Here is a 9,346-nt window from a genome sequence, read left to right on the forward strand (position 1 = left end):
TTATCCGATCAGTTTGGAGTAAAACTCATTATAGAGAATTTTGCCGCAACTGTCCCCAGCTCACCCTTCAGCATTTTAAAGACCCCCCTCCTTTGTTATTGACCTTTTTTCTTTTTTTAGGGTAACCAGTTTTCATCTAAGATTTGATCGAGGGGCGCGATCGGTTCTGAAGGAAAAGACGCTAAAGGTAATCCTGAGGCCGTGGAGGCAAGTTTGCGCCCCTTTCGGTAGCATTCAGGATAAACTTCCTTGATATATGGCTTTAAGCTCGGACTATCCGCTAAGATTTCTTGGAGTTGCTGACGGAAATTAAGAATTTCTCTTTTCCAATGTGTTTCGTTGTCTTTAACTTGAGATTCCCAGTATTTCAGTTTCAGCAAATGTTCCATCAATCTTTTGAGTAAACTTTCCAGTCTTCTTTTCTCACGCCGACTCAAATCGGATACTTCCTCAATTAAGTTTTCCCAATCAATCGCTTCCAAATCTCGATTTTGTAGATGCTTAACCGTTTCTACGATCCAGAGATAGTAATCGGTTTCATAGAGTTGTTTTTGTCTTTGTTTAGATTCTGTGACCATTGTTATTGACCTTTACTTTAGTTACGGTAGCCAGTTTTCATCTAAAACTTTTTCTAAGGGCGCGATCGCGCTTTCAGGAAAATGATCTAACGGAAGTTGGGACTTATCACTGACGATTTCTTTGGCATCTTCGTAGCATTGTGCTGAAATGTCATGCAAATAATTGTTCAGGCTCGGGCTATCTTCTAATTCATCTCGAATCTGTTTCCGAAAATTGCGAATTTCACCTTTCCAATGAGATTGATTTCTCTCCCATTCACTCGACCAGTATTTTAATTTCAGCAAATGTTCCCATAAATTTCTGAGGAGACTTTTCAGTTTCTTTTTCTCACGCCGACCCAAATCTGATACCTCATCAATCAAATCTTCCCAGTCAATCGCTTCAAAATCTCGATTTTGGAGTTTTTTAACCGTTTCTACGATCCAGAGATAGTAATCGGTTTCATAGAGTTGTTTTTGTCTTTGTTTAGATTCTGTGACCATTGTTATTGACCTTTACTTTAGTTACGGTAGCCAGTTTTCATCTAAAACTTTTTCTAAGGGCGCGATCGGTTCAGAGGGAAAGGTGTTTTTGGCAAGTTGAGAATGTTTAGAAGCTAATTTACAGCCATCTTGATAGCATTGTTGCAACCTCTCTTTCAGATGATTTTTCAAGCTTGGACTATCTTCCAATTGTCTCAGAATCTGTAGCCGAAAACTGGTGATTTCTCTTTCCCAATGTCCACGATTCCTTTCTCTTTCTAATTGCCAGTATTGCAAGATGAGCAAATGTTCAAACAACTTAATGAGTAAACTTTCTAGTTTCCGTTTCTCTCGTTTACTCAAATCTAAAACCTCATCAATTAAATTCTCCCAGTCAATTGCTTCAAAATCTCGATTTTGCAGTTGCTTAACGGTTTCTACCACCCAGAGGTAGTAATCTGATTCATAGAGTTGTTTTTGTCTTTGTTTAGATTCTGCAACCATTGTTATTGACCTTTACTTAGTTACGGTAACCAGTTTTCATCTAAGACTTGTTCTAGAGGCGCGATGTCCTTCGGACGGTCGCAAAGCGACATCGCGCTTTCAGGGAAAGTATTGAGCGAAAGCTGAGAGCGTTGAGACGCAATTTTTCGGGCTTCGGCGTAACATTGAGGATAAATTTCGTACAGATAAGGTTGCAAACTGGGACTCTCTTCCAATTCATCTCGAATGAGTTGACGAAAGTTTGTAATTTCAGTCTGATATTTCCTCAATTAAATTCTCCCAATCAATCGCTTCCAATTCATGATTTTGGTTTTTTTTCACCGTTTCTACTACCCAGAGATAGTAATCCGTTTCATAGAGTTGCTTATGTTTTTGATGAGTTAGCTCGGTTGCCATGGTTTGTTCCCTTCCCTGTATATTTTTATATCTCTTTAGCGTTTTTTCTATTGCATTCACTTCAAGATAGGGTTTGGCTTGTAATCCTAACGGATATTCTTCCTTGCTGCGATCGCGCACCGAGATTATTGAGTTTTACTCAATTGCTCAACAAATGTTTTATGCTCTGAGGAACTAATTCCTGAGTTGAGCGCGGATAGCACCTGTTGCATCTCTCCCGCCAACAGCGCCGATACATCCAACCATAATCCAGGAAAAAAGGGACTTTTCAAAATTCCTGATTCATCTGGGGATAATTGCTGATAGGTTCCTTCTGCCCAAATATACCACCGAAACTCCTGATCCTCGACCAACCAAACCAAATATTCCCGTACTCCATTGCGACGGTAAACCTTTAACTTATCGTGTAAATCATAGGAGGCGCTACTGCTGGCAACTTCCATAATTAATTCTGGTGCTCCCTCAAGGTAATCATCTTCACTAATCCGAGAGTTTCCCCCCACTGATTCATCCAAACGCAACAGGGCATCGGGTTGCGGTTCATTATCAAAGTCTAATCTGACTGTTGTATTATCTGCGGTTTCTAATCTTGGGGTGGATATTGCGTAATTGCCCAACCAAATCATGATTTGACTGTGGGGTAAGCCATGCTGTCGATATCTTAAGGGGGATGCCACGTAAACCACTCCTTCAATTAATTCCGCTTTTTTCACATTGGGCATTCGGTGATACCGACGCTCAAATTCCTCACGGGTGACGCGATCGCCGTTTTCTAAAATCGGGAGGTTTTGAAAGAGAGTTGAAGAGGAACTCATAGTTAAGATTAAAAAGTGATTGTAAGCTTAGGAAATCTAAAGGCAACCCGTTTTCATCGAGGGAGGGCTGTTTCTAGCTCCAAATCAGGTCTAAGTTGAGAACCAAGCCAGGGAGGACATCTTCTCCGCTAAGAGATTTCGGGTTTTGCAGAATCTCAACCGCCTGCCCCTGACGATAAATTTCTACCTTTCGAGTTTTAGGCTCAATTAGCCATCCTAGTCTTACCCCATTGTCTAAATATTCCAGCATCTTTCCTTGTAGGTCTTTATACTTTTGTTTTTTCAGGTCGCTAGGGCTAACTAATTCAATTACAAAGTCTGGAACTAGGGGAGGGAAGCCATCTTGTTCTTCTGGAGTTAAGGATTGCCAGGTTTCTAACCTCACCCAAGCCACATCGGGAGAACGTCTGGCTCCATTGGGCAGAATAAAAATCGTTGAGGAGTCAAAAGCGACACCTAAACCAGTGCTTCGGTTCCAAAAGCCTAAATCCAGGTAAAGATTAAAGTTGCATTTCCCAGCACTGCCACCCGTTGGAGGCATAGTAATTAATTCTCCTTGTGCTGTCAGTTCCATGCGAACATCTGTGTTCGTCTCGGCAAGTTCGTCAAACTGTCTGGAGGTCACTTTAAAGCCATTAGGAATAATGATGGCAGTCATAAGATTTAGCTCCTTCTTTGATTAATAAGTTTTACCCAACTCCTCAACCAACCCTTGATGCTTAAAACTTTAGCTAAGGGCGCGATCGCGCTCTTCAATTTCTTGACCAACGGTTAAAGCAGGCGCCTTCCGTTTTCCGAAGGCGTAATCTTTGACTTCCACAGGTACTACATTTAATATTACTCATTACTTTTTCCTCTAGTTTTGGGATTAATAAATTTAGGCGGTAATTTTTCTAATGTCCATGTTCCAGGTACATCTTCCTGAATTTTTAGCGCGATCGCTCGGGGAACTAGGGCTGAAATGAGGAGTAACTCACTCATCATGTTTGGGAGGTTTAATTACAAGGTATTAATAATCTCAGCTTTAGTGACTCCTTGATCTCGAGAAACTACTCGCAAAATACTATTCAACATCCCTAAGCACGATCGAGTCGAACTGTTGCATTATCACGAACCATTATAATGAGGCGTAGCAATTTCACATTGGATGAGCCAACCAATTATCCAACTGTGAGGTCTGCCATGTCGGGTCACTCTAACGGGAGAGGGCACGTAAACGACTCCTTCGATTAACTCTGCTTTTTTCACATTGGGCATTCGGTGATAGCGTTGTTCAAATTCCTCAGGGGTCACGCGATCGCCGTTTTCTAGAATGGGGAGGTTTTGAGAAGAGATTAAACGAGCACTCATCGCAGATTGAAGATTGGTTATAGGCTAGCATAACTTAAGGTAACCAGTTTTCATCCAAGACTTGATCGAGGGGCGCGATCGCGCTTTCAGGGAAGGTATTGAGCGAAAGCTGAGAGCGTTGAGACGCAATTTTTCGGGCTTCGGCGTAACATTGAGGATAAATTTCGTACAGATAAGGTTGCAAACTGGGACTCTCTTCCAATTCATCTCGAATGAGTTGACGAAAGTTTGTAATTTCAGCTTGCCAATGTCCCTGATTTCTCGCTTTCTCAGCTTGCCAATATTTAAGTTTAAGTAAATGTTCAATTAAATTTTTAAGCAGGCTTTTCAACTTCTTCTTATCACGCCGAGCCAAATCTGATATTTCCTCAATTAAATTCTCCCAATCAATCGCTTCCAATTCATGATTTTGGAGTTTTTTCACCGTTTCCAACACCCAGAGATGGTAATCCGTTTCATAGAGTTGTTTTTGTGCTTGTTGAGATTGTGCAACCATGTTTTTTGATTTTGCTTTACGGCAACTTGTTTTCTCCTAAAACCTATTCTAAAGGCGCAATCTTCCAGTATAGTTAATTTCTTCTAATTCACTGGGACTTCCCTGGTTGACTGACAAAACATGGGAGCTAAGGTATTGAAGTGATTATGAAACAAGGAATTAAAGCAGTTGACAAAGAGAAAGGGGAGTCAGCATTCTTAAAGATAGAAACCACTCATATCAAAAAGAAGTTGTAAACTACCCGACGCTGACCTTTGGTACAGTGCGGGCTTTTAGTAGCCCTCCATCTATTGCACAAGACAACAGATAGGAGCCTCCAGGTGAACAAAACTCCCCCCTTTACAATGCCCTTAACTCATGGATAGGTCAAGCCTGTGATTGGAAACATTTGGGACATCTGACAACCTGTATCTGGCTCCTAGTAGCCCTCATTCATACTGGCAGCGTTAACCTAACCAAATGGTCTGTCTACATACCATGCCGAGGATTATATGCCCAGAGCAAGCAAAGACGGATTCAACGCTGGCTCAACAACCCTAGAATCAATGTTCATCGATTGTACAAACCATTGATTAAAGCTGCCTTGGCAGAATGGTAAGAACAAAGCATCTTTCTGGCATTGGATACCTCAATGTTTTGGGATGAGTATTGTTTGGTTCGTTTATGTGTGATTCACAGAGGACGAGCCTTACCAGTAGTCTGGCGGGTGATGAAACACGAGAGTGCTAGTATTTCCTTCAAAAATTATCAGGAAATGATTCAACAATCACAGACGAGATTACCACAGGGAGTAGGAGTTTACAGTGGGGGACTTAAAAGACCTATTTCGACGGCATGGGGTTAAGTAAAGCACCCTAAAATATCCGAGATCGCGCTTTATACGGAATCAAGATTATGTTACGTGACTACTAACTTTCTGCATCAGTATCAAGTAACTCCAACGTTCCGCTTCACCCGCCACTAGTAGCGTCTCGGACTTAACGACAAGACTCGATACGGTCGGTGTGCAACGGGATTGTTAGACTGTGCCAACTTTGCGGAGTTCGACCTGTCCGCCTTCAAAAACCTGCATCATTAGCTGATAACCCTCCATCAGCGACATTCCAACAAGTGGTTCTGAATCAGCTTCGTCTACTGGAATTGTGACCAGTGCCCCATCCCAGACTACAACTGCTTCGTAAACGTCGAAAATACATTCACTACTATCTCCAAGAATTCAAGAATTGCTCGTCCTCGCCTTTTCCATGTCAAATTCAGTTGAGTGATTAGGTCTGGAGGCAGAGAAAGCCAGCCGTTAAAGCCTGTATCCACAATCGCATCTTGTGTATAAATTTTGCCATCGGAGTCACAAACGGAAAGTGGAATAATCGGTTCAAACTCCCCGTTGACGATTCCGGTCATCATTCGGTTCTCTTGGTGCGTCCGCCGAATCGACGAACATGGCGAGAACCAATGCGGACCATCCAGATTTGAGCGTCTGGGTGACGGGCTTCGAGGCGATCGCAAGCAGCAATTTCGCTTTTATCAACTTCAAAGTCTCCACTTTCAAGATCAATTGCTACTATCTTGCCGTAATTACCTGCCTCAACTTGGGGGCGCACCTGAGATTCATAAATCTCATCGCCACGGCGAGCATATTCTTCCTTGCTATAGCGGGGTTGTCGTCCTGTCATAATTAGGACTGAGGTTTGAGGATGAACAATAGCAATTCTAGCTGATTTGAGAAGGGTTAAACCTTAATCAAAAAGGGGAGGGTTAAGTAAAGCACCCTAAAATATCTGAGATCGCGCTTTATACGGAATCAAGATTATGTTACGCGAGTACTAACTTTCTGCATCAGTGTCAAGTCACTCCGACGTCCAAGGTCAGCGGCGGACTGAGATGTTTCTGAAAAAACGGGACGCGATCACCCGTCCGCTGCACTGCATAGTTAGACTTTGACAATAACTGAATTCTATCACTTTCTAGCAATGATCGCATTTTCTTAGTTCTGCGATCACAAACTGAATTACCAAGGAGGACTAATGTTTTAAGTTTTGCAGGGGCAATTAGCCTTGAACGATCACCGATAACCTCTCTGTGTACCGTGGGCGCCAACCAAAGTTAGTTTGCTGGCAACTACTCAATTTTCACTCCAATAGCCAAGCGAACAAATCTTTGATTGTAAGCTGAAACTCGTTTGCAAATGATGGTATTGGAACAACTTGATCTGGCTCGTCCAATACTTCAGGTTTGTGATTTTGACGATAGACAAACACAGTTTGTTCATCTGGATCGATTAACCACCCCATTTGGGTTTCATATTTCAGGCAATGAAGGATATTCTTTGTTACTTTTGTCTGGCTTTGATCAGGAGATAGAATTTCAATTGTCCAATCTGGCGCAACAGGAAATGTATTAGCTACTGCCCCATTCTGATCGCGGGGAATGCGGCTCCAAAGAAAGACTGCAATATCAGGAACAGTTGAACGGCCACCAAAGGTACAACGTAGCTCAGGAAACGCACGAGCGATACGCTTAGACTTAACTATACCATTGATAGCAGATACGAGTTCTCCTTGGATAATACTGTGTTTACCTTGAGGCATTGGTTTCTGAATAATTTGACCATCAATATATTCGCTCGCCGGCTTCGTTTCTGGTAATTGCAAAAACTCGGTCAAGGTCAGTGTTTTAGATGATGTTTGTAACATTTGGGTTTACCCTTCTATTTGCCAAACTCAGAACTCGCTCTCTATTTTAATGTTAATTAACTTTGCATTTAACGCCCAAATTAGACTTTGACAATAATTGAATTTTATCATCTTCTAGCAACGATCACGCTTTTTGGGTTCTGCGATCGCGCCTTGTCTAGACGACTTTGGTATGACTAACGGCATAGTTAAATGTTGACAAGCAAGTTTAGCATCTCCGCCAGGATTTCGATACTGTCCGTTGCAGCGCGGTGTTAGCCTACTTTAGACTTCAATGTAGATGTAGACTTCTTCTCTGTAAAGAGGGGTTAAGTAAACCACCCTAAAATATCGCGCTTTGTACGGAATCAAGATTATGTTACGCGAATACTCACTTTCTGCATCAGTATCAAGTAACTCCAACGTTAGACCTCACCGCGACTCTAGCAATTCTTCAACAGTCAATTCGATGTCGCTTGCAATTTGCCGTAGAAGCCTGGGAGAAATATCACGTCCTTTATGAAAGGGAACAGTTGTGCCTCGACCATCTTCATGCCGAAACTGCTTGTGTGAACCTTTTTGACGAACCTCTACAAAACCTAAATTTTCTAGAATACGTACAACCTCTTGCAGCTTCAGAACGGGAATGTCACTCATTGCTTACTGAACCACAATCTGTTGTGTCCCCACAAACTCCGTCTTGAATACTATTTCCTCATCTTCCAGGAGCATTTCAATTACTTCACCAAGATTCTCGTGCAACTCATCCAAAGTTTCGCCTTGGGAGTGCGCTCCAACAAACCCAGGAACATAACCAACATAGAGGTTAGTGTCAGAATCTCGCTCGACAATTGCAGTGAAGGTTCTCATAAGCTAGTTATTCTACTCGACTAGTCAACTTTTAGTTTTGCCAAGATTTTTAAGCGCTCAAGATAGTTTTTCATGTGTTCATTACTCTCTGTTGGAACACAGCCATCATTATACAAATAAATAAAAGTCCGTTAGGACATCCTTAAAATATCGGCGATCGCGCTTTATATCCCGCTTTGTACGGAATCAAGATTATGTTATACGAGCACTCACTTTCTGCATCAGTGTCAAGTAACTCCAACGGCTAAGTTGAGTGGCGGCTAGTACCCTCTGCATCCTCACCGAGATCTCCTGCCTGTCCGCTCCAACGTATTGTTAGACCGCGCTTCGGAGGCAAGCTGACAACTTCTCTTCCGCCTTCTGCTTGCTTCTTCTGCCAATCTGCAAACATTGCATCCAAATCGTAATTAAAGGATTTAGCGTGTTCTTCGCGGATTTTATGAATTTCATCTAAGATTTCATCTTGCCACATGGCTCAATCTCCTAATAATTCGTAGGGAGTGCAGATTACGGGTAACTGATATCCAAAATCAAGGCCGATCTCCTCAAGCTTCCTCTGAATCTGGGCATTTGCAATATGCTTACAGTTCCAGGTTAACAGGTAATCCAAGCCGTGGACGGTGGCTGCTGCAATGTGAACCGCATCGTCAGAAGCCTTGGGAGGAAGATTGCTCCGCGAAAGAAACTGAGCAGCTAAACTTCGTACAGATTGATTGAGTTCCACTAATGGCAAACCATTAATAATTTCCAGGCGTTTCAGTGCAATTTCTTCATCTCCTCGTGCCACTTCATCTAGGACAACTTGCGAAATAAAGAGTGTGAATGTACTGCTGTGAAGTTCCCACCACTCCTTTGTCACCTCTATATTTGCTGCCAAAATCAAATTCCTTGTCGATCTGGCAGTAAGGTATCCTAGAATACTGGTTTCGATATAAACAGTTTCACTCATACGTTTCAGCTCGCGATCCTGTTTATTTTAGACTAAGCCATAGCTCGTCTGCCTTTGCGACCATAGATCACAACTGAACTAGCCGATCAGCATACAGATTGCTCAGCACATCACTGTGTAATAAGCCAGCCAGTTTTTTTGGGCAGATTGTCAGGGGAAAAGCGCGATCGCTAACCGAGAAGCATTGGCTCCTTTTGCGCCTTCGTGTACTAGTTGCTATCTAACGGCATAGTTCAACGGCGACAAGCAAGTTT

13 protein-coding genes and 3 pseudogenes are annotated in these 9,346 nt (G+C 42.4%); all 16 read right to left on the reverse strand.

What is annotated here, in order from left to right; translation table 11 throughout:
- Positions 1-116: 116 nt before the first annotated feature.
- The 16 genes and pseudogenes from GVY04_19300 to GVY04_19375 all read right to left on the reverse strand — a co-directional run bounded on the left by GVY04_19300 (position 117) and on the right by GVY04_19375 (position 9,092).
- Positions 117-578 (reverse strand): DUF29 family protein, encoded by a 462-nt coding sequence (locus GVY04_19300; GenBank protein NBD18201.1) that lies wholly within the window; start codon positions 576-578, stop codon positions 117-119.
- A gap of 21 nt (positions 579-599) precedes the next feature.
- Positions 600-1,061: a DUF29 family protein gene (locus GVY04_19305; GenBank protein NBD18202.1), complete on the reverse strand. Its 462-nt coding sequence runs from the start codon at positions 1,059-1,061 to the stop codon at positions 600-602.
- A 21-nt stretch (positions 1,062-1,082) separates the two neighbouring features.
- Positions 1,083-1,544, reverse strand: coding sequence for a DUF29 family protein (locus GVY04_19310; protein NBD18203.1), 462 nt, complete (start codon positions 1,542-1,544; stop codon positions 1,083-1,085).
- Positions 1,545-1,564: 20 nt separating this feature from the next.
- Positions 1,565-1,940: pseudogene (locus GVY04_19315) on the reverse strand (DUF29 family protein).
- 125 nt (positions 1,941-2,065) lie between these two features.
- Complete coding sequence (locus GVY04_19320; GenBank protein NBD18204.1) at positions 2,066-2,755, reverse strand: Uma2 family endonuclease; 690 nt, start codon at positions 2,753-2,755, stop codon at positions 2,066-2,068.
- Between the two features lie 73 nt (positions 2,756-2,828).
- Positions 2,829-3,413: a Uma2 family endonuclease gene (locus GVY04_19325; protein ID NBD18205.1), complete on the reverse strand. Its 585-nt coding sequence runs from the start codon at positions 3,411-3,413 to the stop codon at positions 2,829-2,831.
- 179 nt (positions 3,414-3,592) lie between these two features.
- Positions 3,593-3,739, reverse strand: coding sequence for a hypothetical protein (locus GVY04_19330; GenBank protein ID NBD18206.1), 147 nt, complete (start codon positions 3,737-3,739; stop codon positions 3,593-3,595).
- Positions 3,740-3,840: 101 nt separating this feature from the next.
- Positions 3,841-4,105 (reverse strand): annotated as a pseudogene (locus GVY04_19335) (Uma2 family endonuclease).
- Between the two features lie 34 nt (positions 4,106-4,139).
- Positions 4,140-4,601, reverse strand: coding sequence for a DUF29 family protein (locus GVY04_19340; GenBank protein NBD18207.1), 462 nt, complete (start codon positions 4,599-4,601; stop codon positions 4,140-4,142).
- Between the two features lie 1,018 nt (positions 4,602-5,619).
- Positions 5,620-6,005, reverse strand: a pseudogene (locus GVY04_19345) (clan AA aspartic protease).
- The gene (locus GVY04_19350) at positions 6,002-6,274 is read right to left on the reverse strand and encodes a hypothetical protein (GenBank protein ID NBD18208.1); all 273 of its coding nucleotides are present in this window, start codon (positions 6,272-6,274) and stop codon (positions 6,002-6,004) included. The pseudogene GVY04_19345 and the gene GVY04_19350 overlap by 4 nt, the downstream one beginning before the upstream one ends.
- 456 nt (positions 6,275-6,730) lie before the next feature.
- Positions 6,731-7,294: a Uma2 family endonuclease gene (locus GVY04_19355; GenBank protein NBD18209.1), complete on the reverse strand. Its 564-nt coding sequence runs from the start codon at positions 7,292-7,294 to the stop codon at positions 6,731-6,733.
- Between the two features lie 411 nt (positions 7,295-7,705).
- Positions 7,706-7,930, reverse strand: coding sequence for an addiction module toxin, HicA family (locus GVY04_19360; protein NBD18210.1), 225 nt, complete (start codon positions 7,928-7,930; stop codon positions 7,706-7,708).
- 3 nt (positions 7,931-7,933) lie between these two features.
- A complete protein-coding gene (locus GVY04_19365; GenBank protein NBD18211.1) occupies positions 7,934-8,143 on the reverse strand; it encodes a type II toxin-antitoxin system HicB family antitoxin in 210 nt (69 codons plus the stop codon).
- A gap of 244 nt (positions 8,144-8,387) precedes the next feature.
- A complete protein-coding gene (locus tag GVY04_19370) occupies positions 8,388-8,615 on the reverse strand; it encodes a hypothetical protein (protein ID NBD18212.1) in 228 nt (75 codons plus the stop codon).
- A gap of 3 nt (positions 8,616-8,618) precedes the next feature.
- Positions 8,619-9,092: a PIN domain-containing protein gene (locus tag GVY04_19375; GenBank protein ID NBD18213.1), complete on the reverse strand. Its 474-nt coding sequence runs from the start codon at positions 9,090-9,092 to the stop codon at positions 8,619-8,621.
- Positions 9,093-9,346: the final 254 nt, after the last annotated feature.

The sequence above is a fragment of the Cyanobacteria bacterium GSL.Bin1 genome (assembly GCA_009909085.1).
Taxonomy (GTDB): domain Bacteria; phylum Cyanobacteriota; class Cyanobacteriia; order Cyanobacteriales; family Rubidibacteraceae; genus Halothece.